Source organism: Rhodanobacter aciditrophus (assembly GCF_050026795.1).
In the GTDB taxonomy this organism is placed as follows: Bacteria; Pseudomonadota; Gammaproteobacteria; order Xanthomonadales; family Rhodanobacteraceae; genus Rhodanobacter_A.
In genome coordinates, this window is sequence record NZ_JALBWP010000010.1 from 37,694 (window position 1) to 54,374 (window position 16,681).

At 68.5% G+C, this 16,681-nt stretch carries 13 protein-coding genes; 4 read left to right on the forward strand and 9 right to left on the reverse strand.

From position 1 onward, the window contains the following. Positions 1 to 2 precede the first annotated feature (2 nt). The 3 genes from pip to ACQGNW_RS05165 form a co-directional block, all read right to left on the reverse strand. Positions 3 to 956, reverse strand: a complete 954-nt coding sequence (pip, locus tag ACQGNW_RS05155; protein WP_426662058.1) for a prolyl aminopeptidase — start codon at positions 954 to 956, stop codon at positions 3 to 5. A 46-nt stretch (positions 957 to 1,002) separates the two neighbouring features. Further along, positions 1,003 to 2,697, reverse strand: a complete 1,695-nt coding sequence (gene acpA / locus ACQGNW_RS05160) for an acid phosphatase (protein WP_426662059.1) — start codon at positions 2,695 to 2,697, stop codon at positions 1,003 to 1,005. A gap of 236 nt (positions 2,698 to 2,933) precedes the next feature. Beyond that, positions 2,934 to 3,428, reverse strand: a complete 495-nt coding sequence (locus ACQGNW_RS05165; protein ID WP_426662060.1) for an Lrp/AsnC family transcriptional regulator — start codon at positions 3,426 to 3,428, stop codon at positions 2,934 to 2,936. A gap of 124 nt (positions 3,429 to 3,552) precedes the next feature. On the opposite strand from ACQGNW_RS05165, the gene ACQGNW_RS05170 reads away from it, so the two are divergent. Further along, the gene (locus ACQGNW_RS05170; RefSeq protein ID WP_426662061.1) at positions 3,553 to 4,476 is read left to right on the forward strand and encodes a DMT family transporter; all 924 of its coding nucleotides are present in this window, start codon (positions 3,553 to 3,555) and stop codon (positions 4,474 to 4,476) included. A gap of 28 nt (positions 4,477 to 4,504) precedes the next feature. Then, positions 4,505 to 5,194 (forward strand): glutathione S-transferase N-terminal domain-containing protein, encoded by a 690-nt coding sequence (locus ACQGNW_RS05175; protein ID WP_426662062.1) that lies wholly within the window; start codon positions 4,505 to 4,507, stop codon positions 5,192 to 5,194. A 207-nt stretch (positions 5,195 to 5,401) separates the two neighbouring features. Here ACQGNW_RS05175 and ACQGNW_RS05180 read toward each other — a convergent pair whose 3' ends face one another. The 6 genes from ACQGNW_RS05180 to ACQGNW_RS05205 all read right to left on the reverse strand — a co-directional run bounded on the left by ACQGNW_RS05180 (position 5,402) and on the right by ACQGNW_RS05205 (position 12,317). Continuing rightward, positions 5,402 to 6,016: an FmdE family protein gene (locus ACQGNW_RS05180; RefSeq protein WP_426662063.1), complete on the reverse strand. Its 615-nt coding sequence runs from the start codon at positions 6,014 to 6,016 to the stop codon at positions 5,402 to 5,404. After that, positions 6,016 to 6,282 (reverse strand): DUF2249 domain-containing protein, encoded by a 267-nt coding sequence (locus ACQGNW_RS05185; RefSeq protein WP_426662064.1) that lies wholly within the window; start codon positions 6,280 to 6,282, stop codon positions 6,016 to 6,018. The genes ACQGNW_RS05180 and ACQGNW_RS05185 overlap by 1 nt, the downstream gene beginning before the upstream one ends. Positions 6,283 to 6,386: 104 nt before the next feature. After that, positions 6,387 to 7,136, reverse strand: coding sequence for a bifunctional demethylmenaquinone methyltransferase/2-methoxy-6-polyprenyl-1,4-benzoquinol methylase UbiE (gene ubiE / locus ACQGNW_RS05190; protein ID WP_426662065.1), 750 nt, complete (start codon positions 7,134 to 7,136; stop codon positions 6,387 to 6,389). A gap of 88 nt (positions 7,137 to 7,224) precedes the next feature. After that, positions 7,225 to 9,906: a glycerol-3-phosphate 1-O-acyltransferase PlsB gene (gene plsB, locus ACQGNW_RS05195; protein WP_426662066.1), complete on the reverse strand. Its 2,682-nt coding sequence runs from the start codon at positions 9,904 to 9,906 to the stop codon at positions 7,225 to 7,227. A gap of 242 nt (positions 9,907 to 10,148) precedes the next feature. After that, positions 10,149 to 11,099, reverse strand: coding sequence for a hypothetical protein (locus tag ACQGNW_RS05200; RefSeq protein WP_426662067.1), 951 nt, complete (start codon positions 11,097 to 11,099; stop codon positions 10,149 to 10,151). A 354-nt stretch (positions 11,100 to 11,453) separates the two neighbouring features. Then, positions 11,454 to 12,317, reverse strand: a complete 864-nt coding sequence (locus ACQGNW_RS05205; RefSeq protein WP_426662068.1) for a 5'-nucleotidase, lipoprotein e(P4) family — start codon at positions 12,315 to 12,317, stop codon at positions 11,454 to 11,456. A gap of 123 nt (positions 12,318 to 12,440) precedes the next feature. On the opposite strand from ACQGNW_RS05205, the gene ACQGNW_RS05210 reads away from it, so the two are divergent. Next, positions 12,441 to 13,475: an AI-2E family transporter gene (locus ACQGNW_RS05210; RefSeq protein WP_426662069.1), complete on the forward strand. Its 1,035-nt coding sequence runs from the start codon at positions 12,441 to 12,443 to the stop codon at positions 13,473 to 13,475. A gap of 230 nt (positions 13,476 to 13,705) precedes the next feature. Then, positions 13,706 to 16,630, forward strand: coding sequence for a TonB-dependent receptor domain-containing protein (locus ACQGNW_RS05215; RefSeq protein ID WP_426662070.1), 2,925 nt, complete (start codon positions 13,706 to 13,708; stop codon positions 16,628 to 16,630). The last annotated feature ends 51 nt before the right edge of the window (positions 16,631 to 16,681 follow it).

Sequence of the window (16,681 nt, forward strand, 5' to 3'; positions counted from 1 at the left end):
GCTCAGGTGTAGCGGTCGGCCAGCCGGTCGGTGGCCTGCACCAGCTGGTCGACGATGGCGGGGTCGGCGGCGCTGTGGCCGGCCAGCACGATGTGCAGCGCGGCCTCGGGCCAGGCCGCGTGCAGGTCGAGCGCGCTCTTCACCGGGCAGATGATGTCGTAGCGGCCGTGCACGATGGTGGCGGGGATGCCGCGGACCTTCGCCACCTCGCGCAGCAGCTGGTCGGGTTCGAGGAACATGCCGTGGCGGAAGTAGTGCGCCTCCAGCCGTGCGAGGCTCACCGCCTTGCGCGGCTCGGAAAAATCGCCGGGCGCGTCGGGATCGTGCAGCAGCGTGGTGCTGCCGCCCTCGTACTCGCTCCAGGCCTGCGCGGCGGCGAGGCGCAGCGCCTCGTCGTCGCCGTCGAGGCGCTTCCAGTACGCCTCGATCATGTTGCCGCGCTCGGCTTGCGGGATGAAATCGCGGAAGCGCGCCCAGCGCTCGGGGAAGATGAAGCGCGCGCCGCCGTCCGCCTCGTTGAACCAGCGCAGCTCCTCGTCGCGGGCGAGGAAGATGCCGCGCAGCACCAGCCCCAGCACACGTTCGGGATGCGCCTCGGCGTAGGCCAGCGCCAGCGTGGAGCCCCACGAGCCGCCGAACACCACCCAGCGCTCGATGCCGAGTTCCTCGCGCAACGCCTCGATGTCGGCGACGAGATGCGCGGTGGTGTTGTCGACGAGGTCGGCGAACGGCGTGGACTGTCCCGCGCCGCGCTGGTCGAACAGCACCACGTGCCAGCGCGCCGGATCGAAGAAGCGGCGATGGTACGGCGCGATGCCCGCGCCGGGACCGCCATGCAGGAACAGCACCGGCAGCGCGTCGGGCGTGCCGCATTCCTCCACGTGCAGCGTGTGCCGCGCATCCACCGCAAGGCGGCGGGTGCGGAAGGGTTCGATCTCGGGGTACAGCTCGCGCATGTTCGGGATCCGTGTCGTGGATGTGGGATTCGGTGCGGAACCGGCGTCAGGCGAATTGCAGTGCCGCGGTGAGGTCGCCCGGCGCCGGGCCGCCCGCGGCGCGCATCGCTTGGTCGCGCATGGCGATGCCGGGCAGCGGTTCCAGCCCGAAGCGGCGGTTGATGAAGCGCTGGATCGAGCCGGTGTCGTAGACGGTGTGGTCGACGTGGCCGCGCTTCGCGTGCGGCGAGACCACCAGTGCGGGAATGCGCGTGCCCGGCCCCCAGCGGTCGCCCTTCGGCGGCGCCATGTGGTCCCACCAGCCGCCGTTCTCGTCCACGGTGATCACCACCAGCACATGCGGCCACAGCGGGCTGTTCCGCAATGCCTCGACGATGTGCGCGATGTGCGCATCGCCGGCGGCCACGTCGGAATAGCCCGCGTGCATGTTGAGGTCGCCCTCGGGCTTGTAGAACGCCACCGGGGGCAGCGTGCCGCGTTCGATGTCGGCAAGGAAGCGGTTGCTGGCCGGGCCGTTGCCGGTGCCGCCGTCGCGCAGGTGCCGTGCGCGCCCGGCGCTGCCGGGTGCGTATGCCCGGAAGTAGTTGAACGGCTGGTGGTGGATCTGGAAGTTCGGCGCGTAGGGGAAGTGGTCGCGCGTACCGCGCACGCCCTGGCCGTCCAGCGCCAGTTGCCAGCCGCCGGCGTACCACGCCCAGTCGATGCCCTTCGCGCGGAGCCGGTCGCCGATGGTGGCGTGATCCTGCGGCGGCAGCGTGCTGGGGTCGGCCGGATCGGCCAGCAACGGGTGCTTCGGATCCTTGGTGAAGGCCGGCGCGTACGGCGGGCCCATCGTGTTCACCGCCCAGAAGTCGGGCGTGAGCGCCATGCGCGAAGCGAACTTCGGCCGGCCCTGCATCGCGCTGGCCGGGGAGTCGTCGGCCAGCTTCGGGCGGATGCCGGTGGGATCGTCGCCTTCGAGCTCGGTGATCTGGAACCGTGCAGGCGTCTGGTCGGCGTGCGGGAAGTACGGCGGCTGCGCGGCGATGAGGTACTGATGGTTGAGGAAGGAGCCGCCGAAGGCGCCCATGAAGAAGTTGTCGCACAGCGTGTGCTGCTGCGCCAGTCGCCACAGCGCGAGCTTGTCCGCGCCGTCGCCGTAATGACCCATCACCAGCGCGCCGCTGTCGCCCCAGGCCACGAAGCCGTCGTTGCGGCCGCCGTTGATCTGCAGTTGGTTGGTGTAGAAGCTGTGGATCAGGTCACGGGTCACCAGCGCATGCGGCAGCGGCTCGCCCTGCGGCGTGCGCAGCGCGAACGGCGCGTTGGCGAGGCCGCGGATCGCGTCCTCGGCGATCTGGTACTCGCGGCCGTCCAGCACCTGCCTGTGCGGCACCAGGCCATGCCAGATCGGCGGCAGGGTATCGAGCAGGCGGCCGTCGCGGTCGCGCTGGCGGTACTGCCCGGGCTCGAGCGCGGACAGCGGCTGTGCCAGGCCGGGGAACCCCGCGAACAGGTTGTTGAAGCTGCGGTTCTCCGCGTAGATCACCACCACGTGGCGGATGTGTTCGCGCAGCGCGGCGTCCAGTGCGCTGCCGGCGCCGGCCGTGCGGGCGCCGGCGCGGTTCGCCGGCGTCTGGCAGCCGCCCACCGCCAATGCGGCGCCGGCGAGGGCGATCCCGCCCAGCAGCTTGCGGCGGGCCGGATCGGCGGGTGCGTCGTCGGTGGCGGTGGGTGCGGCAGGCGGCAGCTTCTCGGTCATGGCGGTTCACTCGTCGGCGGCGAGGGGGAGAGTATGCGACGCCGCGCGTCGGCGGCGACTCTGGCAGAAGTACCGCGGCCGCATGACGCGGGCATGGCCGGCGCGGGACGCGCGTGATCACGGGCGAAGCGCAGGCGAATCGGGCGTGCATGCCCGGCCCGACGGAGCCAGGCCCGGCCACGCGCCGGACCCGGCGTGCCGGAACGGGCCGGGAAGGCCGGGCTTCGGACCCGGGCTCAGTCCAGCGGCAGCTTGCGCGCGGCGTCCCACATCGCGCGGGTGACCGTGCGGTTCGCGTGCGGCGCCTGCAGCACGACCAGGGTGGTGGTGCTGATGCTGGCGTGGATCTTCAGCAACCGGTCGAGCACGCTTTCCAGGTGGCCGATGGACATCGCCACCACGCGCAGCAGCGCGGAGTCCTCGCCGGCGAGGCGGCGGCAGTCCAGCACTTCGGGAATGTCGGCGACGATCTGCCCGATGCGCGCGCAGATGCCGCCGTCGCAGCGCAGCCGCACCATCGCCTCGATGCGGTAGCCCAGCCGCTTGGGCTCCACCACCGCGCGGTAGCCCGCGATCACGCCGGCCTCCTCCAGTCGCTTCACGCGCTCGGCGACGGCGGGCGCGGAGAGCTTCACCTTGCGGCCAAGTTCGGCGTAACCCAGGCGCGCGTCGCGCTGCAGGGCTTCGAGGATGTGCCAGTCCTTGGCGTCCAGTTCGGGTTTCGATTCCAAGGCGACATGCTCCGGTTTCATTTTGATCGATGGCGAAACATCGCGGTGACCTGCCGATGCATTATTCCGCGACATCGTCCGCAAGACTAGGATGCGCACTCCCCACCGCCGGATTCCGCCCTCCATGGTTTCCACCGAACGCCTCGATGCGCGGGCCCTCGCGTGCATCGCCATTGCCCTCGTCACCTGGTCGTCGGCCTACGCGGCGATCGCCTACGCGCTGGCTTCGTTCACGCCGGGCGAGGTGGCGTTCTCGCGCCTCGCCATCGGCTCGCTGTGCTTCGCGACCCTGCTCGCGGTCAGGCGCGTGCCGTTGCCGGCGCGGCGCGACTGGCCGCGCTTGCTGCTGCTGGGCCTGGTCGGCCTCACCACCTACCATGTCTGCCTCAACTGGGCGGAGACGCGCATCGCGAGCGGCACTGCGGCGATCCTGATCTGCCTGGTGCCGGCGGCGACGGCGGCGGTGTCGGCACTGTGGCTGCGCGAGCGCCTGAGCCTGCGCACCTGGACCGGGCTCGCGGTGGCGCTGGCGGGCACGGTGCTGGTGGTGCTGGCCAGCGGGCAGAAGGTGGAAGTCGATCCGAAGGCGCTGCTGGTGCTGGTGTGCGTGCTGGCTTCGGCGATCTATTTCGTGGGGCAGAAGCCGATGTTCGCGCGCTCCAGCACGCTGGCGGTCACCGCCTGCACCTTCTTCGCCGGCACGCTGGGCTGCCTGCCGTTCGCGGGTGGCCTGCCGCACGCGCTGGCGGCCGCGCCGTGGTCGCACATCGCCGCGCTGCTGTGGCTGGGCATCGCGCCGAGCTTCGTCGGCTACCTCGCGTGGAATGTCGCGGTGAATCGCGCCAGCGCTTCGCGGGTATCCAGCTTCATCTATCTCTCGCCGCCGATCGCCATCGCGATCGGCTGGGCGTGGCTGGGCGAGGTGCCCGGCCCGATGGTGCTCGCCGGCGGCGCGATCGTGATCGGCGGCGTGGTGCTGGCGAACGCGCGGCGGCGCCCCGTGCCGCCGGTAGCAGCGGTGCTGGCCGAGGCGTGCAAGCCGTCCTGAAGCTTCCCCCGCCAAGAAGGAGTGTCGCGTGTACGAGCTCTACATCGCCAACAAGAACTACTCCTCGTGGTCGCTGCGGCCGTGGCTGCTGCTGCGCGAGCGCGGCATCGCGTTCACGGAGCACCTGGTGCCGTTCGCGCCGGGCACCTCGTCGAGCTGGGCGTCGTTCCGCGCGTTCTCGCCCACCGGCAAGGTGCCGTGCCTGCGCGACGGCGACATCGTGGTGTGGGATTCGCTGGCGATCGCCGAGTACGCGGCCGAGCGCGATCCCGGCGTGTGGCCGGCCGATGCGCGGGCGCGCGCATGGGCGCGCTGCGCGGCGGCGGAGATGCATTCCGGCTTTCCCGCGTTGCGCCGCACCTGCACGATGAACTGCGGCATCCGCATCCGCATCGAGGTACCCGGCGAGGCGCTGCGCAAGGACGTGGCCCGCATCGACGAGCTGTGGAACGAGGGGTTGGCGCGCTTTGGCGGGCCGTTCCTCGCCGGCAAAGCTTTCACCGCGGTCGACGCGTTCTACGCGCCGGTGGCGTTCCGCATCCAGAGCTACGGGCTGCAACTCGGCGATGTCGCGATGGCCTATGCGCAGCGCCTGCTCGACCTGCCCGCGATGCGCGAGTGGTATGCCGCGGCGCTGGCCGAGACCTGGCGCGATCCGGACCACGAGGACGAGGCGCGGCGCTCGGGAACCTGGCTGCAGGACCTGCGCGCGCCCTGAGCCGACGATGCGTCAGTCAGCGCGGATCGGCGCTGTGTGCGGCTGTACTTGGTGCGGTGGATGCGTTTGCGGCCGCGATGGTCGGCATGCTGCATGTGCTTCTGTTCGCCATGGGCGACGCGACCGTTTGAACGGGGCGCCCGGAGCGTCGATGACACGCCGGGCGGTGCCTGTTCGGGCGCCAGTGGAGTCGTGGCATGCCTTAGCTTAGTCGAGCGCGGTGACCCGCAGCACCGCCGGATCGTCGGCATGCTCCAGCAGCAGGCGGCGCACACGATCCTGCCAGGCCTGGCCGAACGCGGCGCGCTGCGCGGCGGTGGCGTCCGGCTGCATCGCTGCGCTCATCAGGGCGCGCGCCTGCGGCGCCGGCGGCACGCTGGAGAGATCCAGCTCCACCGCCACCGACTTGCCGTTGTCGCGACGGGTGAAGCGGATCGCGGCCGTGCCCGCGATATCCGCGAAATCGAGCAGGCCCTGGCGCACGAAGCGGCCGCCGATGCCGTGGAAACCGTTCTCGGCGGCGGCGCCGGTGACCAGGGTGATGACCTGCGCGATCACCCCGGTGACGCCTTCGTCGGCCGGCGCGGGCATCTGCACCGCGATGCCGCCGCGCTCGGCCGGTTCGTCCGGGTACAGCGCGCGCAGCGCGGCGCGCGCCGTGAGCCACGCGCCGGCGACGGTGGGGCAGGAATGGCCGGCCAGGCGCACCGCGTCGAGGTAGCGGTACTCGAGCAGGCCGCCATCGGCGGCACCGAGCAGGTCGGCCAGCGGGTCGCGCACCAGGATGCGCGGTGCCTCGTCGAAGAACGCGGGATGGCCCATCAGTCCTCCGGCAAGCCGACGATGCCGAAATCGATCACCACCGCGTCGGCGTCGCGCTGGCGGTAGGTCACCGTGAGGTGCTCGCCGAGGCGTTCGCGCAACTGCGCGATCAGCGGCAGCGGGTCGTGGTCGTTGACGAAGCGCATCGTCTCGCCCGAGCGCAGCGCACCGATCGCGCCGAAGATCGCCGAGTGGCGGAAGCGCCGGGCCACGCCGCGGGCGTCGAAGAGATGGGTGTGCTGCTCGAAGACAGTGTCGGGGGACATCGGCGGGTGCTCGCGGGAAAGGGAGCACAAACGATATGCCGCAAGTCGCGGCAAGCCCCTGATCTGGGTCAACCTGCAGCCGTTCGCCGGTGCGGCCCTTCAGCTCAGAACTTGTAGGCGCGGTGGATCGCCACGATGCCGTTCGAGAGGTTGCGCACCTCGACCCTGCCGAAGCCGGCGCGCTCCATCATGCCCTTCAGCGTTGCCTGGTCGGGGTGCTTGCGGATGGATTCGGCGAGGTACCGGTAGCTGTCGGCGTCGCCGGCGAACAGGCGGCCGAGCTTCGGCAGCACCTTGAAGGAGTGGAAGTCGTAGAGCTTGCCGAACAGCTCGCCCTGCACCCGCGAGAACTCCAGCACCAGGGCGCGGCCGCCGGGCTTGAGCACGCGGCAGATGTCGGCCAGCGCCTTGTCCTTGTCGGTGACGTTGCGCAGACCGAAGGCCATGGTCACCGCGTCGAAGCTGTTGTCGGGGAACGGCAGGCATTCGGCGTTGAGCTGGGTCCAGCGCAGGCCGGCCACCTGGCCGCGGTCGGTGAGGCGGTCGCGGCCCACGCCGAGCATGGCGGCGTTGATGTCGCCCACCACCACCTCGCCCTCGTCGCCCACCACGGGCTTGAGCAGTGCGGCGATGTCGCCGGTGCCGCCGGCGAGGTCCAGCACGCGGTCGCCCTTGCGCACGCCGCTGACGGCGACGAAGTGGCGCTTCCACAGGCGGTGGATGCCGAACGACATCAGGTCGTTCATCAGGTCGTAGTTGCGCGCGACCGAGGTGAACACCTGGCCGACCAGCTTCTGCTTGTCGGCGACGGGAACGTCGCGGTAACCGAAATGGGTGGTGGGCTGCTCGTTCATGGCGTCATGCAATCCGGTGATGGGTGGAAGCCTGCTCATGTCCTCCGGAGACCCCGTGCCGGGAGCCTGGAGGGCACGGGCGGGCCGCCTACAGCGGCAGGTCGCGCTGCGCGCCTTCCTGCTCGCCCGCGTCGACGGCGGTCTCGGCGGGATGCGGCTGATGGTGGCTCTCGTGCTGGGTGGCGACGTGGCGCTCGTGCAGTTCCGCACCAGCCTCGTCGACGGGCGACGCGAGCGGCTCGGGCGCGGCAGGCTCGGTTGCGGTCTCGTCGGCCGCGGCGTCGCGATCACCCCCGGGGGTGATCTTGAGGATGGAATGCCGCATCTCGCGCGACAGGATCACCCGCGCGTCGCGCACCATGTCCTCCAGCGCACTGTCGTAGTCGAGCTTGCCGTCGTCGTCGGTCCACACGACGCGGCGCTCGCGCAGTTTCTGGATGAAGCCGCGGAACAGCGCCTTGTCGAAGAACTCCGGCGCGCTGAGCTCGTTGAGCAGCGCCAGGCGCTGCGCGGTGAGCGTGCAGGTGGTCTCCAGCTCGCCGCTGGAAAGCGTGTGCGGACCGTGCTTCACCAGGGCGGCGATGGCGATGTAGTAGCGCTCGAAGGCCTGGATCAGGCTGCGCGCGATGATCTTGAGCTGGAACGCGCTGTCGTCCTGGCCGGGCGCCCGCTCCAGCATGCGGCCGTCGCCGGTGGCCTCGAGCAGGCCGCGGCGCACGAAGAAATCGATGGTGGACTGCAGCGTGTCGCCGAAGCCCTGCTCGTCCCAGGCGAGGAACAGCTCGCCCTGCAGGAACGGATAGATGATGCGGCCTAGCCGCTGCACCGAAGCGCGCGACATGCGCCGGTTGTTGAGGAAGCAGCAGGCCACCCAGGCGGCGGCGGCGACCAGGTGCAGCACGTTGTTGCGGAAGTAGCTGAGCAGCACCGCCTGCTCGCCCTCCACGTCGAGCACGTCGCCCAGCGGGTGCTTGATGCGGCGGATCCAGCCCATCTGCTCGCCGTAGGCGATGATGCCGGCCGGGTCCATCGGGGTCAGCGTGATGCGGTCGGAGTAGGGCAGTTCCAGCAGCAGCGACCTGGTGAGTTCGAGCTGCGCCAGCAGGTCGTTCTCGGCCATCGCATGCTTGGGCGTGGCCAGCAGCGAGAGCGCGAGCAGGTTGATCGGGTTGACGTCGGCGGCGCGGTTGACGTTGACCTGGATCTTCTCGGCCAGCTGGTCGACCACGCCGTTCAGCCATTCGGGCCGGGTGTCCGGGTCGCCGCTGGCGCCGCGCCAGTCGGCGCTGGCGGCGTCCAGCAGCGGGGTGAGCTCGATCGGCTCGCCGAAGTTCAGCGCCACGTGGCCGTAGCGCTGGCGCAGCACCTTGAGGCCCTTGAGCAGGCCGAGCAGGGACTCCTTCTCCTTCGGCTGGCCGCTGAGCTCGCCGGCGTAGCTCTTGCCCTCCATCAGCTTCTCGTAGCCGATGTACACCGGCTGGAACAGCACCGGCCGGCGCGGCGCGCGCAGGAACGCGCGCACCGTCATCACCAGCATGCCGGCGCGCGGCGCCAGCAGGCGTCCGGTGCGCGAGCGGCCACCCTCGATGAAGTACTCCATCGGCACGCCGCGGTCGATCAGCTGCGCCATGTACTCGTTGAAGATCACCGAGTACAGCGCGTTGCCCTTGAACGTGCGGCGCATGAAGAACGCGCCGCCGCGACGCAGGATCGGCCCGATCAGCGGCAGGTTGAGGTTGACGCCCGCGGCGATGTGCGGCGGCACCACGCCGGACATGTGCAGCTGGTAGCTGAGCAGCAGATAGTCGGTGTGGCTGCGGTGGCTCGGCACGTACACCACCTCGTAGCCCGGCGCGGCGGCGCGGGCCTTGTCGAAGTGGTGCATCGCGATGCCGTCGTAAAGCTTGTTCCAGAAGTTCGAGAGCAGGAACGACACCGAGCGCACCACCGGGTGCGAATAGTCGGCAGCGACCTCCAGCATCATCTTCTGGGCGCGGCGCCAGGCCTTGGCCTCGCTGATCTTCTCCTTGGCTGCGGTGGCGGCGATCGCCGCGCGCACCGGCTCGGCACGCAGCACGTCGTCCACCACGGTGCGACGGTGCGAGAGGTCGGGGCCGATCACCGCGGCGCGGATGCGCCGGAAGTGGGTACGCAGCACGCGCGCCAGCTTGCGCGCGAAGCGCGGCGGCGGCAGCTCGCCGGACTCGGCCAGCACCTCGCGCAGCGACACCGGTGCTGCGAAGTGCACCACGGTGTCGCGGCCGTTGAGCAGCAGCGCCAGCAGGCGGCGGAAGCGGCCCACCATCACCCAGTTCTCGGAGAACAGCACGCTGAACCAGCCGGAATCGCGGTTCGGCGCGCGGCCCACGTAGATCGACACCGGCACGATCTGGATGTCGCGCTCGGGCATGCCTTCCAGCGAATGCACCAGCTGGCCCAGCGGCTCGCTCGGCGGGCGGTGGCGCTTGCGCCCGAACAGCCAGCCGTCGCGGCGCATCAGTGCGAACACCGAGCGCTTGCGCCGGGTGCCTGCCAGCGGCTGCAGCGGACCGGGCAGGCCAGCCTCGCGACAGGCACGGTCGAGGATCAGCGCGTCGGAGAAGCCGTCGCGCTCGATCACGTAACAGACCGGCACGCCGGCCTTGAGCAGGGTGGCCGGTTCCGCCGGATCGCGCCGGATGCGCACCCAGGGCTGCAACAGCTGCCCGGCCAGGTGGAACCACCAGGGGCCGCGGCGACGTGGGGAATCGGCAGTGGAGATGTTCTGCATCCGCCTATTCTAGTGGCTTGTCCGGAAAACCATGCCCGGGCGTGTGGAAGGGCGCCCCGATGCTCCTTCCTTTGGTGGTGCGGGCCGGGCTTCCCGACGCTGGTGAAGCCTTCCGCACCCCGTGGAATGTCCCGTCGGTACGTCCGGCAGCTGCCGGTACGCGGCTCCGCGAGTCGGCCGCTTGCCTAGCCAGCTCGCGATCGTCCATCCGTGCCCGGGCCGGGGCCGAAAACCCGCAGTCCTCAGTCCTTCGCGGCGGCGCTGGCGGTGGAGGCCGGCAGTGCCGTCAAAGTCGTGCTGCCGGCCGCGGCCGGCTGCTGCTGCAGGCGCTCGTGCGCCTCGTGCACGTTGCGGATCAGCGATTCGCTGTACCAGCGGCCGTCCTGCTGCACCAAGGTGGATTCGGCGGACAGCGGCTTGCCGAGCAGGGTGTAGTCGATCTTCACCACCGCGCGGCCGTCCTTGCTGGAAAGCGTGCTGAGCTTGACCGAGTCCAGCGCGGCGTCCACCGACAGGCCGTAGATCGCCAGCAGCTGCTTGAGGCCGGCATAGCCGGTGGCGTATTTCGCCATCGCGGCGTCGAAATCCATGCTGCGCAGCTGGTCCGGGCTCTTGAGGTCGAGCTTGCGCGCGGCGGCCACCACCACGCCCACGGCCTGCTTCGCCCTGGCCTGGTCGAACCACGGCGCATGCTGCGCCCACGGCACCAGCACATCGATCAGCTGGTTTGCCTGCGCTTTCTGCTCGCCGTCCAGGCTCTTGTTCTGCGCCACACCGTTCTTCAGCAGGGCGTCGCCCACGCTGATCAGCACCGGCAGCTGGTCCTTGTACTGCTGCTCCATCTGGCTCAGCTTGGGCTGCAGCTCGGCGTAGAGCCTGGTCTCCGCATCCGGGCCGGTGAGCTTCCGCACGGCCTCGTCGAATTTCGTCCTGTCGGCGGCGCTGACGGGCGGCTGGTTCGCGTTGTGGCGGCTCCAGTCCGCGCGCAGGGTGGCGTAGTCGGCCGCAGGCAGGGCGTGCTTCCACAGGCCGTTGAAGTCGCCGGCCTTGAGCAGGTCGATCGAACCCTGCACCGCCGCTTCCGGTGTGCTGCCGCCGACCTGGGCGGCCTCGTCGTCCCTGTGGTGGCAGGCGGCCAGCGCCAGCACGGCGACGAGGGGCAGCAGGTTGCGGCAGAGGGAGCGGAAGCGCATGGACGGTCTCTCGCAGTGCGGTGTGAGGGGCGCCGGTCTGCGCCGTGGCCGGTCAGGGTACGGGGCACCGCATGGAGGGACAAGGGGCGGCCGCAGGAACCTGCGAGGGCGCAGTGGACGGGTGGCCGGGGTGGGGCACCGTCCGATATCGCGGACCGGGACCCAGGGATGAACACACATCCCAAAGAAAACCCCGCGGGCGCAAGCCGCACGGGGCAATCCGGCCGAGCCGGAAGGGAAATGGCCTTGCCTGCGGAAACTTTGAGGTCGGCAGCAGGTAGGCGGGGCAGATATTACGCGGCCGGTGAACTTGAAGCAATACTTTTGTTGTTTACTTCAATTAATTGTTTTTACTCAATTATATCGTAGCGAATCCAGCTTCATCCGACGCCGTTCCGCGGGCGCTGCGCCCCAGTTGTTGCCGAACAGCGCCGGCTCCCACGCGCCGTAGCTGGGGTTGGGCAACACAAACCAGCGTACGCCGACCCAGCCCATGTAGCCGGCGATGGCCTGTCGGCGGCCCGCCGCGGTGTTGGCGGCGACGTCCACGAAATCGCCCAGCTGGTCGCCGAACTGCATCAGCACGCGGTAGCTGCGGCTCACCAGCTGGCGGCGGCAACCCTTCCCGGTGCCCTGCTGCTCGCAGCCCGGCACCGTGGTGCCCAGGCCGAGGAAGGCTTCGGGTCCGGACACCGGGAAGCCCAGCTTGCGCAGGTTCGCCAGGGTGGCCGTGTCCAGCTCCCTCGCGCGGTTGGAGAGATAGATCACCGCGATGCCGTGCGCGGCCGCGAACCGGGTGAAGGCCAGCGCGCCGGGCAGGGCGCGGGCGCGTTCCTCCCTGCACCATGCGGCCCAGCTGGCCGCGTCGTACTGGCCGCCGCTCTTCAGCAGCCGCGCCTGGTAGGGCGAGTTGTCCAGCACGGTTTCGTCGATGTCCAGCACCACCGCGGGCGGCAGGTCGGCCGCGGGCGCCACGCGATCCTCCTGCGTCAGCGCATCCCAGTGCGGGTCGCGCAGGGCGGCCAGCAGGCGCGACTGCGCATCGCGGTAGGTCTGCAGGTAGACCAGGTCGTGCTCGATCGCGGTCTGCGTCCACGCTACCGCGTCGAGGTTGTCGTTGGCGGCCGCCCCCGGCGCCGAGGCAGGGCGCGGCGGCGCGGCGGTGCAGCCGGCGAGCAGCGCGAATGTGGCCAGGGCCAGTGGCAGGCGCGAACGCATGGGGACATCTCCGGACAAGGGCGGCAAACCTTGGGATCTTACGACACGGCCATGCCCGGGCTCTGGCTGTCGGCGCCGGTGGCTGACAGACTGGCGGCCGTCCCCATCATCGCCGGAACCCGCATGAACGATCCGACGCCCGCCACGCTGCGCGCCAGTTCGCCTGCCATCCGCGTCACCAGTTACCTGCTGGCGGCGCTGGCGCTGTGGCTCGTGCTGCAGCTGCATCTGCTCTCCGCCCTGCTGGCCGGCCTGCTGGTGTACGAACTGGTGCAGGCGGCAGTGCCGTTGCTGGGTCGGCGCATTTCCGGCGACCGCGCCCGGGTGGTGGTGGTGGCGGCGCTCGGCACGCTCGTGGTGGGCCTCCTCGTGCTGCTGATCCTCGGCGCGATCAGCTTCTTCCGCAGCGAACTGGGCAATCCCGAGCTGCTGTGGCAGCAACAGCTGATGCCGCTGGTGGAGAAGGCCCGCCAGCAACTGCCGGCGATGCTGGTCAACCATCTGCCCGACAGCGTGGACGACCTTCGCGACGGCGTGGTGGAACTGGCGAGCAGGCATGCGGTAGCCCTGCAACTGGCGGGCAAGGAGGCGGCACGCGCGTTCGTGCATATCCTGATCGGCCTGGTGCTGGGCGCGATCGTGGCGCTCAGCCGTACCCGCCCCGCACACCAGGTGGGGCCGCTGGCGGCGGCGCTGGGCCAGCGCAGCCATCGACTGGCCCAGGCGTTCCACGACATCGTGTTCGCCCAGATCAAGATCTCGCTGGTCAACACCGCGCTCACCGCGATCTTCCTGCTGGGCGTGCTCCCGCTGCTCGGCATCCACGTGCCGCTGTCGAAAACCCTGGTGGCGGTCACCTTCATCGTCGGCCTGTTGCCGGTGGTCGGCAACCTGCTCTCCAACACCGCGATCACCATCGCGGCGCTCTCGGTGTCGCTGGGCGTGGGCATCGCCGCGCTCGGCTTCCTGATCCTGATCCACAAGCTGGAATACTTTCTCAACGCGCGCATCGTGGGCTCGCAGATCCACGCACGCGCCTGGGAGCTGCTGATCGCGATGCTGCTGCTGGAAGCCGCCTTCGGCCTGCCCGGCGTGATCGCCGCACCGATCTATTACGCGTATCTCAAGGGCGAGCTGGAGGCGCAGCGCCTGATTTGATGCGAGTCCAGCAGACGGGGTCCTGGCGCTTTGCGCAAGAAAACGCGGTGAAAATGTAGAACGACTGTTGTTAATACGTTAAAATTTGTGTAAAAACAAAACGGCACACACCAAAAAGTATCGGCCAGTGGGGACTGGACCGATCACGCATCCGAGCAATGCGGTGCGTTTGTGTGGATTCCCGGCTTCGCGCCGGGCTTGTTGTTTTGCACACCAGGGAGCTCAACATAATGATCAAGTCGAAACTGGCCGTGGCGATAGTTGCGGCGCTGGCGTTCGGTTCCGCCGCAGTCTGCGCGCAGGATGCACAGACGCCGCCGGCCCCCGCCCAACAGCAGGACCGGAATGCCGACCAGGCCGCCAGCGCCAAGAACGCCAAGAAGCTGCAGGCGGTCGTGGTTACCGGCTCACTGATTCCGCAAACCCAGATCGAGACGGCCACTCCGGTTATCACGATTACCGCCGACCAGATGAAGGCGCGCGGTTTCGCAAGCGTGGCGCAGGCGCTGCAGCAGGCCTCGTTCGCCACGGGCAGCGTGCAAGGCATGCAGGACACCAATTCGTTCACCACGGGTGCCGAAACCCTGAGCATGTTCGGTCTGCCGGTGGGCTTCGTGAAATACCTGATCGACGGCCGCCCGATGGGCAGTTTTCCGGGCCTGTACAACGGCAGCGACACTTTCAACAGCATCAGCGGCATCCCGATGGACATGGTCGATCACATCGACATCCTGCCGGGCGGCCAGTCCTCGCTGTACGGCTCGGACGCGATTGCGGGCGTCATCAACATCGTGCTCAAGAAGCATATCGACCAGCCCACGCTCGACGTGCGCTACGGCTGGTACTCCGACGGCGGCGGCGCGAGCCGCCGCATCAGCTTTGCCGACAGCTTCACGCTGGGCAAGTGGAACTCGCTGTACGGATTCCAGTTCGAAAGCACGCAGCCGATCTGGCGGCGGGACCGCAGCCTCACCAGTACATTCAACACCCATGGCACCAGCCCGGAGACGGCCTCGCGCGACTATCTCGTGTTGACCGCCTACTCGAACGACGGCACCGGTCCGGGCTATCAGTTCATGGATCCGAACAACTGCGCCAATGTATCCGGCCAGTGGGGCGGCACCGAGACCAAGCAGCATCGCACTCCGCAGGGCGATTATTGCGGCTCCTTCTACACACCGGGCGTGGGCACGTTGACGCTGGACAGCAAGCAGGCCAACGCGTACACCCACAACACGTTCGACATCAACGACAACGTGCAGTTGTATGGCGACCTGCTCTACAACTACTCGGAGAAGAAGTTCACCAACGGTTCGAGCACCACCTGGTGGGGCACCAGCGTGGCCGCGTCGCAGGGGGCTTCCTATTTCTGGGACCCGACGGTGCACGGCGGCAGCCTGATGTTGCTGCAGCACGCCTTCGCGCCAGAGGAAATGGGCGGCTACAAGAACATCATGAACAAGGAGTACGAGAACTCCTACATGCTCACCCTGGGGGCGCGGGGCACCTTCGGCCAGTCGGACTGGGACTACGACCTGGGCTTCACCCACTCCGACGACAAGCTGATCGACCGCAGCTTCCAGCGCCTGGCCGGTCCGATGGAAACCTATTTTTCCAAGAACGTGCTGGGGCCGCAGCTGGGTACGTATTCGGGCTACCCGGTGTTCGAGCCCGACTATGCGGCGTTGTACAACCCGGTGGCGCAGAGTGACTTCAAGAGTTTCACCGGCTATTCCACGAGCTACGCGAAGACCTGGGACAACATGTTGCGCGGCCAGGTGACCAACGCCTCGCTGTTCACCCTGCCCGGTGGCGATGCCGGTGTGGCTGTGGTGGTGGAGGGTGGCAACCAGGGCTGGGATTCCACGCCCGACCCGCGCCTGATGCAGAACACCACGGTCGACTACGGCAATGGCTTCACCTATTCCACGCCGTATTACTGGGGCACCAGCGCCACGCCGGGCGCCGGCCACCGTTCGCGCTGGGCGGCGACCACCGAGTTCAAGCTGCCGCTGCTGCAACAGTTGACGATGGACGTCTCCGGTCGTTACGACAGCTACAAGGTGGCCGGCCAGAGCGTGAGCCACGGTACCTACATGCTTGGCCTGGAATACCGTCCGTTCGACACTCTGCTGCTGCGCGGCCGTTACGGCACCGCCTTCAAGGCGCCCACGCTGTCGGACGAGTTCCAGCGTCCAAGCAACTACTACAACTCCGTCACCGATTACCTCAACTGCGGCCGCCTGGGCTTCAGCGGCGCCAACATCAGCCATTGCCCGTCGTTGTACGAAAGCGCGCAGTTCAAGGGCACCACCATGGGCAATCCGGCACTGAAGCCGATCACGGCCACGGTGTGGACCTACGGCGCGGTGTGGGCTCCGGTGGAACGGATGTCGTTGAGCGTGGACTACCTGCACTGGAGCATCAACAACGAAGTCAACCAGATGAGTGCGGACAGCTTGTCCAATGACGAATACCTTTGCGACATCGGCACCATCGCCCCGAACTCGGAGACCTGCAGCGTCGCCTTCAGCCTGATCCAGCGCGGCCCCGGCAGGACACTGAATGGTATCGACCTGCTCGGCAACATCACCGGCATCACGACGCCCAAGGTCAACGTCAGCCGTGAGGAAGTCAACGCGATCACCGCGCACTTCGACTACGGCATGGAGATTGGTGCCTGGGGCAAGCTGGTGTGGGCGGCCTCCTACTCCGACATATTCAAGCACACCTATCAGGACTATCCGGAGGACGCCCCGATCGACTTGCTGCGCCATCCGGCTTGGAGCACCGACTTCAAGAGCAAGGTCAATGCTTCGTTGACCTGGATGAAGGACAAGTGGAGCACCACGTTGTATGCCGACCGCTTCGGCCGCACGCCGAACTATCTGGCCAGCCAGCTCGACAATTACACGTCCAAGGGCACGGGCAAGCTGGGCGCCTGGATTCTGTGGAACGCCAGCGTGACCTACAACCCGATCAAGAACCTCGGTGTTTCACTGCAGGTCAGCAATCTGTTCAACAAGATGCCTCCGGTGGACAACAGCTATCCGGGTACCACGTGGGGTCCGTACAACTCGGACAATTACAATCCCTATGGCCGCTCGTTCTTCCTGGAGGCGAATTACAAGTTCGGCAACGGCCCCAACGGTTGATGCCGCATTCCATGGTCGCTTGATCGGACGGCCCCGCCTCGGCGGGGCCGT

What these genes read in the sequence shown, in the direction of transcription:
- ACQGNW_RS05210 (WP_426662069.1), top strand. Translation starts at nt 12,441, where the DNA reads ATGAACGATCCGACGCCCGCCACGCTGCGCGCCAGTTCGCCTGCCATC.
- acpA (WP_426662059.1), bottom strand. Translation starts at nt 2,697, where the DNA reads ATGACCGAGAAGCTGCCGCCTGCCGCACCCACCGCCACCGACGACGCA.
- ACQGNW_RS05180 (WP_426662063.1), bottom strand. Translation starts at nt 6,016, where the DNA reads ATGGGCCATCCCGCGTTCTTCGACGAGGCACCGCGCATCCTGGTGCGC.
- pip (WP_426662058.1), bottom strand. Translation starts at nt 956, where the DNA reads ATGCGCGAGCTGTACCCCGAGATCGAACCCTTCCGCACCCGCCGCCTT.
- ACQGNW_RS05215 (WP_426662070.1), top strand. Translation starts at nt 13,706, where the DNA reads ATGATCAAGTCGAAACTGGCCGTGGCGATAGTTGCGGCGCTGGCGTTC.
- ubiE (WP_426662065.1), bottom strand. Translation starts at nt 7,136, where the DNA reads ATGAACGAGCAGCCCACCACCCATTTCGGTTACCGCGACGTTCCCGTC.
- ACQGNW_RS05200 (WP_426662067.1), bottom strand. Translation starts at nt 11,099, where the DNA reads ATGCGCTTCCGCTCCCTCTGCCGCAACCTGCTGCCCCTCGTCGCCGTG.
- ACQGNW_RS05185 (WP_426662064.1), bottom strand. Translation starts at nt 6,282, where the DNA reads ATGTCCCCCGACACTGTCTTCGAGCAGCACACCCATCTCTTCGACGCC.
- ACQGNW_RS05170 (WP_426662061.1), top strand. Translation starts at nt 3,553, where the DNA reads ATGGTTTCCACCGAACGCCTCGATGCGCGGGCCCTCGCGTGCATCGCC.
- ACQGNW_RS05205 (WP_426662068.1), bottom strand. Translation starts at nt 12,317, where the DNA reads ATGCGTTCGCGCCTGCCACTGGCCCTGGCCACATTCGCGCTGCTCGCC.
- plsB (WP_426662066.1), bottom strand. Translation starts at nt 9,906, where the DNA reads ATGCAGAACATCTCCACTGCCGATTCCCCACGTCGCCGCGGCCCCTGG.